The sequence below is a fragment of the Chryseobacterium sp. YR221 genome (assembly GCF_900176315.1).
Lineage (GTDB): Bacteria > Bacteroidota > Bacteroidia > Flavobacteriales > Weeksellaceae > Chryseobacterium > Chryseobacterium rhizosphaerae.
The window spans coordinates 31936-46500 of sequence record NZ_FWXM01000006.1 but is presented as its reverse complement, the minus strand read 5'-3'; the positions used below and the strand labels follow the sequence as shown (position 1 = coordinate 46500).

Annotated in this window: 14 protein-coding genes; 4 read left to right on the top strand and 10 right to left on the bottom strand. The window is 36.5% G+C overall.

The features are described from left to right. Positions 1-26: 26 nt before the first annotated feature. From lepA to B8967_RS17250, 4 genes are all read right to left on the bottom strand, one after another. Positions 27-1823 carry a translation elongation factor 4 gene (gene lepA, locus B8967_RS17265; protein WP_047489911.1) on the bottom strand — a complete coding sequence of 599 codons (1797 nt, stop codon included), beginning with the start codon at positions 1821-1823 and terminating at the stop codon, positions 27-29. 337 nt (positions 1824-2160) lie between these two features. Continuing rightward, positions 2161-2667, bottom strand: coding sequence for a hypothetical protein (locus tag B8967_RS17260; protein WP_047489914.1), 507 nt, complete (start codon positions 2665-2667; stop codon positions 2161-2163). A gap of 5 nt (positions 2668-2672) precedes the next feature. Then, positions 2673-3209 carry a hypothetical protein gene (locus B8967_RS17255; protein ID WP_084086887.1) on the bottom strand — a complete coding sequence of 179 codons (537 nt, stop codon included), beginning with the start codon at positions 3207-3209 and terminating at the stop codon, positions 2673-2675. A gap of 17 nt (positions 3210-3226) precedes the next feature. After that, positions 3227-3778, bottom strand: coding sequence for an RNA polymerase sigma factor (locus B8967_RS17250; RefSeq protein WP_047489920.1), 552 nt, complete (start codon positions 3776-3778; stop codon positions 3227-3229). Positions 3779-3979: 201 nt separating this feature from the next. Between B8967_RS17250 and B8967_RS17245 the strand changes: the two genes are divergently transcribed. From B8967_RS17245 to B8967_RS17230, 4 genes are all read left to right on the top strand, one after another. After that, entirely contained in the window at positions 3980-4729 is a 750-nt protein-coding gene (locus tag B8967_RS17245; RefSeq protein WP_084086886.1) for a Rossmann-like and DUF2520 domain-containing protein, read from the top strand. Then, positions 4719-5237: a KdsC family phosphatase gene (locus B8967_RS17240; protein ID WP_047489927.1), complete on the top strand. Its 519-nt coding sequence runs from the start codon at positions 4719-4721 to the stop codon at positions 5235-5237. Before B8967_RS17245 ends, B8967_RS17240 begins: the two co-directional genes overlap by 11 nt. A gap of 9 nt (positions 5238-5246) precedes the next feature. Further along, positions 5247-5801, top strand: a complete 555-nt coding sequence (locus B8967_RS17235; RefSeq protein WP_084086885.1) for a Maf family protein — start codon at positions 5247-5249, stop codon at positions 5799-5801. Between the two features lie 86 nt (positions 5802-5887). Next, positions 5888-8470, top strand: coding sequence for a type IX secretion system periplasmic lipoprotein PorW/SprE (locus B8967_RS17230; protein ID WP_084086884.1), 2583 nt, complete (start codon positions 5888-5890; stop codon positions 8468-8470). 50 nt (positions 8471-8520) lie between these two features. Here the strand turns inward: B8967_RS17230 and tsaB are convergent, their stop codons facing one another. From tsaB to rnr, 6 genes are all read right to left on the bottom strand, one after another. Further along, complete coding sequence (gene tsaB, locus B8967_RS17225; protein ID WP_084086883.1) at positions 8521-9213, bottom strand: tRNA (adenosine(37)-N6)-threonylcarbamoyltransferase complex dimerization subunit type 1 TsaB; 693 nt, start codon at positions 9211-9213, stop codon at positions 8521-8523. Between the two features lie 69 nt (positions 9214-9282). Then, complete coding sequence (locus B8967_RS17220) at positions 9283-10032, bottom strand: SDR family NAD(P)-dependent oxidoreductase (RefSeq protein ID WP_084086882.1); 750 nt, start codon at positions 10030-10032, stop codon at positions 9283-9285. A gap of 102 nt (positions 10033-10134) precedes the next feature. Next, positions 10135-10506, bottom strand: coding sequence for a YraN family protein (locus B8967_RS17215; RefSeq protein ID WP_047489942.1), 372 nt, complete (start codon positions 10504-10506; stop codon positions 10135-10137). Positions 10507-10532: 26 nt separating this feature from the next. Beyond that, the gene (locus B8967_RS17210; RefSeq protein WP_084086881.1) at positions 10533-11462 is read right to left on the bottom strand and encodes a S66 peptidase family protein; all 930 of its coding nucleotides are present in this window, start codon (positions 11460-11462) and stop codon (positions 10533-10535) included. Next, positions 11459-12145: a LysE family translocator gene (locus B8967_RS17205; protein WP_047489946.1), complete on the bottom strand. Its 687-nt coding sequence runs from the start codon at positions 12143-12145 to the stop codon at positions 11459-11461. The genes B8967_RS17210 and B8967_RS17205 overlap by 4 nt, the downstream gene beginning before the upstream one ends. A gap of 254 nt (positions 12146-12399) precedes the next feature. Beyond that, on the bottom strand, positions 12400-14550 hold the full coding sequence (rnr, locus tag B8967_RS17200; RefSeq protein WP_047489949.1) for a ribonuclease R: 2151 nt from the start codon (positions 14548-14550) through the stop codon (positions 12400-12402). Between the last annotated feature and the right edge of the window lie 15 nt (positions 14551-14565).

Below are 14565 nucleotides of genomic sequence, written 5' to 3'. Positions count from 1 at the left end.
GCGGTTTTTGTTTTATAATGAATGAATTAATCATTAAGCTTTAATACAGCCATGAACGCAGACTGTGGTACTTCTACCCTTCCGATCTGCTTCATTTTTTTCTTACCTTCTTTCTGCTTTTCCAAAAGTTTTCTCTTTCTGGAAATATCCCCTCCATAACATTTAGCGGTAACGTCTTTTCTTAATGCCTTGATTGTTTCTCTGGCAATAACTTTCGCTCCCAATGCTGCCTGAACGGCAATATCAAACTGCTGTCTCGGAATCAGTTCACGAAGTTTTTCACACATCTTTTTACCAATATAATAGGCATTACTCTCGTGGATCAGTGAAGAAAGAGCATCTACCATATCTCCATTGATCAGAATATCCATTTTAACCAGTTTGGAAGAACGCATACCTATTGGTGAATAATCAAATGAAGCATATCCTTTGGAAATAGATTTCAAACGGTCATAGAAGTCGAAAACAACTTCAGCCAAAGGCATATTGAATGTTAATTCTACCCTGTCTGCCGTTAAATAACTTTGGTTAACAATCTCTCCTCTTTTTTCAATACAAAGCGTCATAACAGCCCCTACGAAATCGGATTTAGTAATAATGGAAGCTTTTATATAAGGCTCTTCAACTCTATCCAAAAGATTGGGATCAATCATTTCAGATGGATTGTTGATTAAAATTGCAGTTTCAGGTTCTCTTTTAGAATATCCATGGTATGAAACATTGGGTACCGTAGTAATAACGTTCATATCAAATTCTCTGTCAAGACGTTCCTGTACAATTTCCATGTGAAGCATTCCTAAGAATCCGCAACGGAAACCAAAACCAAGTGCTGCAGAACTTTCAGGTTCAAAAACCAAAGAGGCATCATTTAATCTTAATTTTTCCAATGAGAATCTTAGTTCCTCAAAATCTTCAGATTCAATAGGATAAATTCCGGCAAAAACCATTGGCTTTACTTCCTCAAAACCATCGATGGCAGCTTCTGCAGGATTCACAAAGGAGGTAATGGTATCACCCACTTTAACTTCTCTTGCATCTTTAATCCCGGAAATAATATATCCTACATCACCACATTCAATAGTCTTTTTCGGAACTTGTTTTAGTTTCAAAGTTCCTACTTCATCAGCACCATATTCTTTTCCTGTAGCAAAAAATTTAATCTTTTCGTTTTTAGAAATACTTCCGTTCACCACTTTGAAATAAGCCTCAATTCCTCTGAACGGGTTGTAAACAGAGTCAAAGATCAATGCCTGTAGTGGAGCTTTGGGGTCGCCAACCGGCGCAGGAATTCTATTCACAATCTGCTCAAGCAAATCATGAACTCCTTCTCCCGTTTTCCCTGAAACTCTAAGAACATCTTCATATTTGCACCCTAAAAGTCCCATAATTTCGTCGGTAACTTCTTCTGGGTTTGCAGATGGAAGATCTATTTTATTAAGAATTGGAATAATCTCCAAGTCATTTTCCAATGCTAAATATAAATTACTGATCGTTTGTGCCTGAATACTCTGGGCAGCATCCACAATAAGAAGAGCTCCTTCACAGGCAGCAATAGAACGGGAAACTTCATAAGAAAAGTCTACGTGTCCCGGTGTATCAATCAGGTTTAGAATATATTTTTCTCCTTTATACTCATAATCCATCTGGATCGCGTGAGACTTAATCGTAATCCCACGTTCTTTCTCCAAATCCATATCATCCAGCGTCTGAGACTGTAGTTCTCTTTGGGTAACGGTATTCGTATACTCCAAAAGACGGTCTGCCAAGGTACTTTTACCATGGTCGATATGAGCGATTATGCAAAAATTTCGTATGTTTTTCATTTAAGAATCTTGTAATTTGCAAAGATAAAAAAAAGACAGAGATTATTGTATTTCATAATCTTATTGTATCAATTTATTTAAATTTCATCAGGAATGTTGTATTTCCGGGCCAAAGAATCCCATTATACAGGTATAAAATCGTTACGTTGCAGTTTCAATGACAAATAATGACTCTTAAGGATATAAATAAACCGCCTTGGCATTACGATTCAAAAAGATATTTGTCATTATAAAACCAACAGATCTTTTAGCACTGGAGAATTTAACTGATTCAAAATTAAACGGCTCTCACAAAAAAAGATTTGTAAGAGCCGTCCAACATTAAAAAAATAAACTATTATGGGGTCTGTTTAGGTCCGGAATTATTATTTCCGTGAGGTTTTCTTTCATTCATTTTATCTCTCATCATGCCCTCAGACTGAAACAGCTTTAAGACTTTTTGACAGGGAATTACCTGCTGCATTTTATCTGCATATTTTTTTCTGTTATCCAATAGCTTCTGCCCTATTTCAAAGCTTTGCTGAAGTTTAACTTTGGCTTCTTCATCTGATAATGTTTCAGGATTGAAGCCAGGATCGAACTGTCCCTTTATCTGTTTCTGACTTTCCAGATACTCATTATAAAGCTGAGTAAATTCTGCTTTATCATCCTGGTCAATGTTCAGATTATCCATGATCATGTTGTTCCTAAACTTCTTAAGCAGTTCTTTTCTTTCTTCAGGAGAAAGATTGTTGATGACTTCTTTCCGTTGTTTTGGATCCATCTTTTTCCAGTCATAATCCGTCCTTTGAGCATTCAAGCCGAAACCATAAATAATAAAAAACGTCAATATTATCTTTTTCATCTTTATTAATTATATAAGTCCAAATAAACGTCTTGCGTCGAGTTACTAGCCAATTCTGCAATTTCAGAATTAGAAAACGAATCCAGGTAATCATTCATTTTGGCTTCGTCTTTTTTGGGTGTGGTTTTCACTGACTTTGGTGACGCTTCTGTTTTTTCTTTTTCGTTTTTAAAAGCATAGTCAACATTACTTCCCTGATTTACAACTGTTTGATTATTATTATCAGCAGAAGTTAAATCAGCTTTCAATGTTTCATAAGCAAGTTCACCTTCTGTTTTGGGTTCTCCTTTATTGGCCGCATAGGCAGTATCTGAAGTTAACCCTTTTTCAGCAGAGTCATTATCATAATTTAAAACATAAGTCATTCCAAAAATCAATGCTACTGATGCGGCGGCGGCGTACATCCAGTTTAATTTAAAGACAGGAGCTTTTTTGCTTGTCTTAATATCATTCATAACATTCTCCTGAATGTTTGCAAACAAATGATCAGGGACTTTGTAAATATTTTTACGTTCTAATTTTTCTATGTCGAACTCTTTCATTTCTGTTTTTTCAAAAATTATCTTTCGTAATTTTCTTTAATAAATTCTTCTATTTTCTGCTTGGCATAATGATAATTTGTTTTTAAAGTCCCTACAGACATATCTACAATTTTAGATATTTCTTCGTAGGGCAAATCATCATAATACCGCATCATAAATACCAGTTTTTGCTTTTCGGGCAAACTTTGTATAGCGTTCTGTAACAGTATTTGTATTTCTTCGGCACTTCCTTCGGTATTGTCGGCGACAAGATTTTGCATATGATATTCTGCATCTTCATCAGTCTTTTTCATTTTATTCATTTTGTTGACCTGCTGTAATGCTTCGTTGGTAGCAATTCTGTAAAGCCAGGTATACAACTGGCTGTCATTTTTGAACTGATGAAAATTCTGATAAGCTTTAATAAAAGTTTCCTGCAAAGTATCCTGAGCAAGATCTCCATCCACGATAATTCTTCGAATGTGCCAATACAATCTGCTTTGATAAGCATCCATCAAGGCACGAACACCTTTTTCCTGGGTCCGTGGATTCTGCATCAACGAAATAATTTCCGCGTCCTTAATCTTCATAAGATGCTTTCACTGTTTTGGATTACAAAAGTAACTGAAAGTTAAATTACTTCTTCAATTTTCACCTTAAAAATCAAAATAATATGAAATTTTCTGGTACTAAGCGTTAGACTACAGGCAATAAGTATGCCTATCCTTACCATCCAGTTTCCCCTACCCTCTTTCTTTTCAGTACTCGGCTTAAAATCTTATATTTGTTATATGCAAATTGTAATTATCGGTTCCGGAAATGTTGCCTATCACATGGCAAAGGCTTTCAGTCTGAAAGGGATTTCTTTGGTCCAGATTTTTGGCAGGAACGAAAATGAGCTAAAGAAAATAGCTGAAGAACTGAATCTACCTTATTCTACAGAACGGCTGAAAGATGCAGATCTGTATATAATCTGTGTAAGTGATCATTCTGTAGAAGAAGTTTCTAAGATGATCAAGAAGAAGAACTGCCTGGTGGCTCATACTTCAGGGTCACTTCCCAAAGAAATTCTTTCAGGAGAATACCGAAAGGCCAGTTTTTATCCGTTGCAGACTTTTTCAAAATCGAAAGATCTGGAATATGAAAAGATCCCGTTTTTTATAGAAACTGAAAATAAGGAGGATCAAAAACTTCTTTCTGATCTTGCTTCTGTGGTCTCCAAAAATGTAATGGAAAGCACCCATGAAAAAAGAAAATATATTCACCTGACAGCAGTTTTTGCCTGTAATTTTGTGAATCATCTTTTTTCAAGAGCAAAAGAAATTTCAGATTCTCAGGAGATTCCTTTTGATTATTTCTTGCCTTTAATTGATGAAACGGTACAAAAAATCTATGAGATAGAGCCTAAAATGGCACAGACTGGTCCTGCAGTAAGAAATGATGTAAGAATTTTACAGTTGCACGAACAGTTATTAAAAGACGAGAGTCTTGAAATTTATAAAACAATGAATCATTCTATTCAAAAAATGTATGAGTTATAAAGAGAAATTAAAAGATATAAAAGCATTTGTATTTGATGTTGACGGTGTTTTTACGGATGGCAGTGTTTTTCTTCTTCCCGGAGGAAATATGTGCAGGGTAATGAATGTACTGGACGGTTATGCAGTCGTTAAGGCTTTAAAAAACAATTATTTGATTGGAGTGATCACCGGAGGAAACGATGAAATGGTAAAACATAGAATCAATTATCTTGGAATCCAGGATTACTATCCAAAATCCCATAATAAAATTGAGGATTTTGAGGATTTTAAAAAGAAATACAATCTTAAAAATGAAGAAATCCTGACTATGGGAGATGATCTTCCGGATATCCATATCATGGAAAGTTCTGCAATAGCAGCATGCCCTGAAAATGCAGTTCCGGAAGTAAAAGGAATTTCCAGTTATATTTCTCCCAAAAAAGGGGGGAGCGGTGCTGTGCGTGATGTCATAGAGCAGGTTATGAAAGTTCAGGGGAACTGGCATGATGATAATACTCAATCTGTATAATTCGTATTCATGAAATTACTTTTAGCATCACAATCCCCAAGAAGAAAGGAACTTCTTTCCAGTCTTGGTTTTGAATTTGAAGTGGTAAAAACAGATTGTGAAGAAATCCTGCCAGACCATATCAAAATAGAGGAAGCGGCCGCTTATTTATCTCAGTTAAAAGCAGACACCTTCAGAAGCCTTATCGATGACGAAGTTTTACTCACATCCGATACGGTTGTGGCTATTGATGATCAGATTCTTGGCAAACCGGCCGATGAAGCTGACGCCCGGAAGATGCTTCGTCAGCTTTCCGGAAAAACACATCAGGTTTATACCGGAATCACGGTAAAAACAGCTGATCGATCTATTACCGAGACCGATGTAGCCGATGTAACGCTTGATGAGATTACCGATGAGGAAATAGACTATTATGTTCAGGGGTACAAACCTTTCGATAAAGCGGGCAGCTATGGTATTCAGGAATGGCTGGGTATGGCTAAGATTACAAGCATGACAGGAAGTTTTTATACTATTATGGGGCTTCCTACCCATTTGGTTTACAAAATTTTGAGAGAAATATAAATATTATTCATTATAAAATTTTATTATTTTTACAAAATCATCAAACTGCTTATAATAAAAAGCAAATTAGCTAGTTATATTGAATAATGAAAAAGAATATATTGTTCCTTTTAGTAATGTGTATCGTTGCTTCATGTGCTACCAAAACAAAAAAGCCAGAGCAGCGGTCTAAGCTATTGAAAGGTTTTTCCACATATTATAACACCCTTTTTAATGCTAAGGATGCATTAAACAGTGAGTTCACCACCAGAGACAAGGGACATAAAGATAATTTTTATGCTCCTTATATCCCTATTCTCACCTATGAAGAACAGCCTTTAGGAAGTGATCTTGGACAGTCTGCAGCTTTTGCAGAGAATTCCATGAAAATGGCTGAAGTAGCCAACCCCAAGACATCGGGAAGAAATGGCACCGGTATCCCGAATATCCCGGGAATGCAGGGAAATATGCCTGGAAACGCCCAGGATAATCAGGATGACGGCCAGAATAAAGGGGCTACCACTTTAGAGATCGCTGAAGCTAAAGCACTGAAGGCTATCAATAAATATTCGGTGATCAGAAACGGGGAAGAGAAGAATAAACAGATTTTTGAAGCCTATATGATCCTGGCACAATCCAGAATTTATCAAAACAAACCTTTGGAAGCTCTGGATGCCCTGAATTATGTTTTCACCCGTATGAAAGATGATAAAAGGATTCCATTGGCAAGAATTTATCAGGGGTTAGCTTATGACAACATCAAAGATTATCATAGAGCCCATGAAACTTTTGCCAAGCTGAAAGGGGAGAAGATCAATAAAACCTATGCAAAACTTCTGAGTATTTATTATGCTGAGTCTCTGTTGGATTCCGGTAAGAAAGAGGAGGCTGCAAAAGAGCTGGATGAAGCATTTGAACTGAATGGTAACAGGAAGCTTAAGAGCAGGATTGCTTATCTCAGAGGGCAGGTACAGGAAAATCTCGGACAAAATGAAAAGGCAAGAGACAGCTATGCTGCAGCCTACAAATATGCCAATGATTTTGAATTTGAAGTAAAATCCCAGATTGCTATTGCCAAGACTTTTAATGGAAAAGGAGACTACAATGGCGCAAAAAATTACCTGGAAAGCATCAGTAAAAAAGGGACTTACGCTTCCAGAAAGAATGAATTTTATTATGCTTTAGGTCTGATGGCCAATAAGGCAGGAAAAAAAGACGAAGCCCAGCAGTTTTTCAGAAAATCTTTATTTGAAAAGGTTTCCGATCCTCAAATCAGAGGTTTGGCATATTATGAAATAGGGAAGAGCTATCTGGAAAAGAATGACTATATCGGTGCCGGAAGTTACTATGATTCAGCACTTGTGGTAATGACTTATGAGCCTTCCAAGGTTTTGCTGAAAGATCAGTCTGAATACATTAAAAAAATCTCGAAAAACTATTATCTGATTAAAAAAAATGATAGTATTCTTTCGTTAGCAAGGATGGATGAGGGGCAGAAAACAGACTTTTTCTCCAAGTATATCGCTAAGCTAAAGGCTAAAGAAGAAAAAGAAGAGCAGGAGAGAAGACGTGCGGAAAGAAACAAAGGTTTTGATACCGGAGATTATAATGCCAATTCTATTTTTGCCAATAATACCAATGCTTTTGAAGATTTTGGGGTTACTACAAAAGGCTTTTATTTTAGTAATACCGGAACAGTAAGCAAAGGAACATCATCCTTTAAACAGGTTTGGGGAGACAGAGCTCTTGCTGATAACTGGCGTTTTTCAAAAAAGATGGTTTCTATTGAAGACATGAAGAATGAAGCTTTAGGAGTGACAGCCGCCCCTAACCCCAGACGTTTTGAACCGGCTTATTATATTGAGCAGATCCCAACAGACCAGGGTAAACTATCCCAGCTGAAAAAGGACAGGGATACAGCCTCTTTAGGCCTTGGAATCATGTATCAGAATTATTTTACCAATACGCCTTTAGCTACAAAAACGCTGTATGACCTTGTAGATGTAAAACCTGAAGAGAAGGTAATGCTTCAGGCACTGTATGAGATTTTTGCCATGAACTACGAGAAAAATCCTCAGATATCAGACAGGGCCAAACAGATTCTTTTAAAGGACTACCCTTATACTTCATACGCTGAATTTGCAAGAAATCCTAAAAATAATTCATTTGTAAAATCTACGGAAGATGTTGAAAATGAATATAAAAAGGCCTATGCTTTATTTGAATCGGAGAAGTTTGATGACAGTAAGAACATTATTGACCAGACGATCCAGAAGTTTCCAAAAGATGCTTTAGTTCCTAAACTGTATTTACTCAATGCCTTTAATGCAGGAAAATCCAGTGGAAAAGAGGTTATGATCCTGCAGCTTGAGCAGATTGCACTGAATTATTCTAAAACTCCGGAAGGAGTGAGGGCTAAAGAAATGCTGAATTATCTGAAAAGTGATCTTAGCTTCCAGGCCACTGACAATAAAGGGAATTCTGTTCCTAAGCAGCCAGAAGTGCCTGTACAGCCTAATGCCAGTTCATCTGTACCTGTACAGGAAGGCTTACAAAAAGCCGGCCTCAATAACAATAATTTAGAGGGCTTAGAAACTCCAAAAAAGCCTGGCAGTAACAACCAGCAGGAAAAAAAGAAAAGAGCAACACAGCAGCCCACGGAATCAACCATTCCTAAAAGGCCTCAATAAAATAAAAAAGCGAAGATTAAATCTTCGCTTTTTTTATGTAATTGCTTTTTTTACTGGTCATTAGAATCTGAAGATTTCTTTTTCTTTACTCCATGGAAATCTTTCAAATAAAAAGGTTCAAAATAAGCGGTATCTTCAAAGTCTTTATTGTTTATTTTCTCTAATGTTCTTTTGATAAGAAACTGTGCAGAAGGGTAGACATCGTCTTTAAAGTCAGCCTGGGGAAGATTCAGAATCTCTTTCGCCTTCTTGGCTCCGTCACCTACAAATATCACTTTTTTATCTTTAAACTCTTCAAAAGAGGTTTCATCTAAAATCTTTGCTTCTGTAGTACTGACTTCAATTCCCGTCAGACCGTCATAAACCGCCGTATAAACCTCCATTCTCCTTGCGTCGATCAATGGCACTACAAAATCATAGTTATGCCCTAAAAAAGGCTCTATCATGCTTTCCATAGAATTAACGGCAATCATTGGAATATTCAGTCCATAGCTGAATCCTTTTGCAGAAGCTGCTCCAATTCTTAATCCCGTATAAGAACCCGGCCCTTTACCTAGTGACACGGCCTCAATATCTTTCAGTGAAATTCCTGCTCCTTCCAATGCCCACTCTACAAATGTGTGCAGGCTTTCAGACTGTTTATAGTTTTCAGAAACTTCTTCGGAAAGACATAATAGTTTTTCATTGTCTGAAATCGCTACAGAACAGTTTTTAGAAGAGGTTTCAAGATATAAAATTTTCATTTTTTTATTTTAAGCTAAACCGCAAAATTGCTTTTTAATATGCTGCAAATTTACTCCTTTATTTTGAGACTATTTTCTGTAGATGGTTCTTGGTTCTGCCTGAGCACTTGGATAAATGGTCATATCAGAAACACAAACATGTTTAGGCGCATTTACACAGTAAGCGATAGCATCTGCAATGTCTTCTGCTTTTAAAGGTTCATATCCGGCGTATACGGTTGACGCTTTTTCACTGTCTCCTTTAAACCTCACTAAAGAAAAATCCGTTTCCACAGCTCCCGGCTGAATATTGGTCACTTTAATTCCAAACTCTGTAAGCTCCAGTCTCATTCCTTCAGAAATCACATCCACGGCCTTTTTGGTAGCACAGTAAACAACTCCATTGGCATATGTTTGCCTTGCTGCCACAGAACTTATATTGACAACATGACCTAAATTTTTAGTTTTCATAGTTGGAATGATCATTTTTGAAACATAGAGCAGTCCCTTTACGTTTCCGTCAATCATAGAATCCCAGTCATCAGTCTTGCCGGCAGAAAGAGGATCTAATCCATGTGCATTCCCGGCATTATTAATCAGAACATCAATATCTTTCCAATTTTCGGGAAGGGAATTAATGGCTGTCTCAACTTCTTCAAGGTTTCTCACATCAAATATTAAACTAAATATTTCGGTAAATTCAGACAACTCCGTTTTTAAAGATTCTAATGCTTCACTTCTTCTACCGCAAATGATTATTCTGTTGCCTTGTTTTGCCAGAAGTTCCGCTGTGGATTTACCTATACCAGAAGTAGCTCCGGTTATTAATATTGTCTTCATAGTCTTGAAATTTTAATGTAAAAATGTTTCCATATACGAGTCTCTTACTATTTGAATTTTTTGATATTGACTGACTCCTTTATATGCTGAAACACGTATTGATCAGTTGGCATCCAATGCCTGAAAAGCATCGATTATATGGTCAATACTTAATTTTCTTTTTTCATCAGGAAGAACTGAAATAATATCAAATCTTACCTCATTCTTTTTATCTGTTTCCTCTAAATAATGGTTGGCTGCAGAGACAATCGACTTCATCTTCGTTTTGGTAACGGCTTCCTGAGGGAGGATAAATGCATCCGTAGATCTTGCTTTTACTTCTACAATAATGATTACATCTTCTTTTTCAGCAATAATATCAATCTCTGCTTTCTGAAAACGAAAGTTTCTGGCCAATATGGTATAGCCCTCTTTCCGAAGATAATCAGCGGCCAGGTCTTCTGCTATTTTACCAAAATCATTATGATGAGCCATAGTCTTAATTTGAGAATTAGTACATCTTAGAACTCAATCTTTACTTTGGCCTCCACTTTTATTTTAGCATTTCCTCCAATTAAAAGAGGTCTGTTATCTTTAATGTGTCCATTTGGAAAACCAAAAACTACAGGGAATTTATATTTTGAAAGTCTTTCTGAAATCATTTGATAAGCAAATTCGTCAAAGCTTTCTTCATAGCTTTTATTGTCTTTTTCATCTCCCATATTGGTCATCCCTCCCACAATAAGCCCCTTGATTTTATGAAAAACCCCGGCTAATTCAAGACTCATAATCATTCGGTCTAAAGCATAAAAATTTTCTCCGATATCTTCAATGAATAGAATTTTGTCTTTAAATTCAAAAGAATAACGGGTTCCCAGAAGGGCATACACCAGGGCTAAATTTCCTCCTACGACTTCCCCTTCTATATTGCCTTTTTTATTTAATGCATGAGAATTCAGACTGTATTTAGGAGTTTTCCCTTTTAAGATATCAAAGATCATGTCATAACTTTCTTCTGTTACTCCAAAACTTGATGTTTTGATGGTCTGCCCATGAATGGAAACAAATCCTTTTTTCAGCAGATAGCTCTGTACCACCGTGTTATCAGAATACCCGATATACCATTTCGGATTTTTGGTGAAGTTTTTCAATTTCAGATGCTGGATCAGGTGCTGGCAGCCATAGCCTCCTCTGGAAGCCCAAATAGCACCCACTTCTTTATCATTTAAAGCCCAGTTGATATCCTGTATTCTTTCCTGCTCTGTTCCGGCATAATTATAACCATTTGAAAACTTGGTATAAAGATGCTCTCCCAAAACAGGTTCAAATCCTTTATTTTTAATCATTTCTATTCCCTTTTCCAGCTGAGCTACATCTACAGCTCCAGCAGGGGAAATAACAGCTATTTTAGCCCCCTTTTTAAGGGGTTGTGGAAAGATATTTTTTTTCATTCTGTTTTTTGATATTTGACTTCTTTCTTTTCAGCTTCCTCTAATTGTCTTTCAAACTGATTAAACTTTTTAAAGCTCTGCAGGAAAATAAAGAAACTGAAAACTATAAGAATTACCCCAACCACTCTTCTGATTTTATTAGCCAGCTTCTGGGTAAGTTTATCGTGAAATTGCTTGGCAAGAAATATTTTAGCAAGATCAATGGAAAGATAGGTTGCCAGTACAATGCCTATATATAAAATAAAACTGCTGGTGTCGGGATATTGATTTCTTACAGAAATTACCGTTACCAGCCAGAAAAGGATGACTCCTACATTTAAGAGATTGAAGAAAAAACCATTAAAAAACGTTTTAAAATAATTTTGTCCGATAATTCTTTCTTCGCCGGGCATATGCATTTTGGTTTTAGTGACCAGCATCACAATTCCGTATACAAAAATAAGGATAGAAGTTATCCTGTAAAACCCGGGATGTTTATCAATTAAAGTGACAATATCCGAACTGGCATAATATGCCGCAACAATGCACAATAAATCTGCACTGATTACTCCCAGATCTAAAGCCAAAGCATGTTTGGGGCCTCTGGAAAAGCTGGTTTCAATTAAGAGGAAAAATATAGGCCCTATAAAAACCAGACTCAGCATGAATCCTAGTATAACGGCAGATAGTACAAGTTCAAACATTTAATATGATTTAAAATGAAAAAGATTTTCATTCCGTTTTATACAAAGTTAGACTTTATGATTTAATTATTCAATAAAGTTGTTATATATCAACTCCAATTAAAGCAAGTTTAGGATAAGAAAATAAAGTAAAAATAAGAGGGTAAATGTTTCTGAAGTCCGGAGATAACGCGTAAAAATAATGCTGTTCCTTTGAAAAAACTGAAAAAAAAAGAGGCTGTCCTTGTGCAGAACAGCCTCCCTTTATTGTTATTTTAAACGACCTGAAAGTCTAATTGTTTTTGAATAAGATTAGCTTTCACTACCTTAATGCGAAGTTCATCTCCCAACTGATATCTGTTTCCGTGTCTTACCCCATATACAGCATGTGTTTTTGCATCATATGAGTAAGAATCATCCACAAGGTCTCTCAGCTTGATTAATCCTTCTGCACCATTTTCAGGTATTTCAACCCAAAAACCAAATTCTGCAACTCCTGAAATCACTCCTGTAAATGTTTCTCCAAGATGTTTTTCCATAAATTTCACCTGCATGAATTTGATGGAATCTCTTTCTGCATCAGCTGCCAGTCTTTCCATAGAACTGCAGTGTTTTGCTTTATCTTCAAGCTGCGGTCTGTCTGGAGATTTTCCTCCATCCAGATAATGCTGAAGAAGACGGTGAGCAATCAAATCCGGATAACGACGGATAGGAGAGGTGAAGTGACTGTAATAATCAAAGCCCAGTCCGTAATGCCCAATAGGATCTGTAGAATATACCGCCTTACTCATACTTCTCATGGCCAGCGTTTCAATCATATTCTCTTCTCCTTTTCCTTTGACATCATGAAGTAATTTATTCAAGGATTCTGCTACTTTTTTGGTATTGGCAAGATTCATTGTATATCCGAAAGTAGACACAAAATCTCTCAATGCTTCCAGTTTTGCAGGATCCGGATCATCGTGGATCCTGTAAATAAATGTATTGTTGGTGATTTCTCCTTTTTTAGTCAATGAGACAAATTCAGATACTTTTTTATTAGCTAAAAGCATAAATTCTTCGATCAGGTGATTGGAATCCTTACTTATTTTAAAGTAAACCCCAATCGGTTCATTATTTTCATCCAGATTGAATCTCACTTCACTTCTGTCAAAAGTAATGGCTCCTTTTCTGATACGTTCATCACGCAAAATCTTGGCTAGTTTGTCCAGAGTATTTATCTCTTCGGCAAGATCGCCTTCTCCCGTTTCTATACGTTCCTGAGCTTCTTCATAGGTAAATCTTCTGTCTGAATGGATTACCGTTCTTCCAAACCACTGTTTTTGAATTTCTGCCTGATCGTTCAATTCAAAAACGGCTGAAAACGTATATTTATCTTCGTTGGGACGAAGAGAACAAACATCATTACTCAATACTTCAGGTAACATCGGAACAACTCTGTCTACTAAATACACCGAGGTTGCTCTTTTATAAGCTTCATCATCCAGAATCGTTCCCGGAACTACATAATGGGATACATCTGCAATATGAACTCCAATTTCCCAATTTCCATTTTCCAGTTTTCTGATAGATAAAGCATCATCAAAGTCTTTAGCATCTTTAGGGTCAATGGTAAATGTACAGATATCACGCATATCCCAGCGCTTCGAGGCCTCTTCATCCGTAATGCTTCTGTCGATCTTGTCTGCATCGGCTTCAACTTCCGGTGGAAATTCATAAGGAAGTCCATATTCTGCAAGAATAGAGTGGATCTCCGTCTCGTGTTCTCCCGGAGCCCCCAATACCTGAATGATTTCCCCCTCAGGATTTTTATCTCCAGGTTTCCATTCAGTCATTTTAACAATCACCTTATCTCCATCCTGGGCATCATTGAATTTTGTTTTCGGAATAAAAATATCTGTATTGATAGATTTTTTGTCACAGACTACAAAACCAAAATCTTTGTGGGCTACCTTCTGAAAAGTCCCTACAAACTCTGTTCTGTTTCTTTCCAGAACTTCCAATACAGAGCCTTCCAGTTTCTTTCCTTTATAATGGTAAGTTATAATAAGAACCTTATCACCCTGCAAAGCATCTTTCACATTTTTCGCATGAACGAAGATATCATCTTCCATTCCTTCTACACTTACATAGGCATTTCCACTTTGATTGAAATCGATAATTCCGGATAGTGTTCCCGCAATTTTCAAATTCACAATATATTTACCTTTTTCCACTTCCTTAATCTTTTCCGATCCCTGAAGTTTATGCAGTGCCTGGATAACAAGTTCGCGCTGTCTCGGATTCTTATAATCTATCCCGTCAGCAATCTGTTTATAGTTATAAATTTTTGATGCGTTAGCATTCATAAAACGAAGAATCAGTCTCCCGATTTCCATCATTTTCAAATCATTTTTATGACTTATATATTTTCTTTTTTTTGGCATTTTAATTTTCTTTTA

Coding starts and splice junctions, on each gene's coding strand:
- B8967_RS17240 (WP_047489927.1), top strand. CDS start 4,719: ATGAGTTATAAAGAGAAATTAAAAGATATAAAAGCATTTGTATTTGAT.
- B8967_RS17205 (WP_047489946.1), bottom strand. CDS start 12,145: ATGTTTGAACTTGTACTATCTGCCGTTATACTAGGATTCATGCTGAGT.
- B8967_RS17255 (WP_084086887.1), bottom strand. CDS start 3,209: ATGAAAGAGTTCGACATAGAAAAATTAGAACGTAAAAATATTTACAAA.
- B8967_RS17215 (WP_047489942.1), bottom strand. CDS start 10,506: ATGGCTCATCATAATGATTTTGGTAAAATAGCAGAAGACCTGGCCGCT.
- B8967_RS17220 (WP_084086882.1), bottom strand. CDS start 10,032: ATGAAGACAATATTAATAACCGGAGCTACTTCTGGTATAGGTAAATCC.
- B8967_RS17210 (WP_084086881.1), bottom strand. CDS start 11,462: ATGAAAAAAAATATCTTTCCACAACCCCTTAAAAAGGGGGCTAAAATA.
- rnr (WP_047489949.1), bottom strand. CDS start 14,550: ATGCCAAAAAAAAGAAAATATATAAGTCATAAAAATGATTTGAAAATG.
- B8967_RS17260 (WP_047489914.1), bottom strand. CDS start 2,667: ATGAAAAAGATAATATTGACGTTTTTTATTATTTATGGTTTCGGCTTG.
- B8967_RS17230 (WP_084086884.1), top strand. CDS start 5,888: ATGAAAAAGAATATATTGTTCCTTTTAGTAATGTGTATCGTTGCTTCA.
- tsaB (WP_084086883.1), bottom strand. CDS start 9,213: ATGAAAATTTTATATCTTGAAACCTCTTCTAAAAACTGTTCTGTAGCG.
- lepA (WP_047489911.1), bottom strand. CDS start 1,823: ATGAAAAACATACGAAATTTTTGCATAATCGCTCATATCGACCATGGT.
- B8967_RS17245 (WP_084086886.1), top strand. CDS start 3,980: ATGCAAATTGTAATTATCGGTTCCGGAAATGTTGCCTATCACATGGCA.
- B8967_RS17235 (WP_084086885.1), top strand. CDS start 5,247: ATGAAATTACTTTTAGCATCACAATCCCCAAGAAGAAAGGAACTTCTT.
- B8967_RS17250 (WP_047489920.1), bottom strand. CDS start 3,778: ATGAAGATTAAGGACGCGGAAATTATTTCGTTGATGCAGAATCCACGG.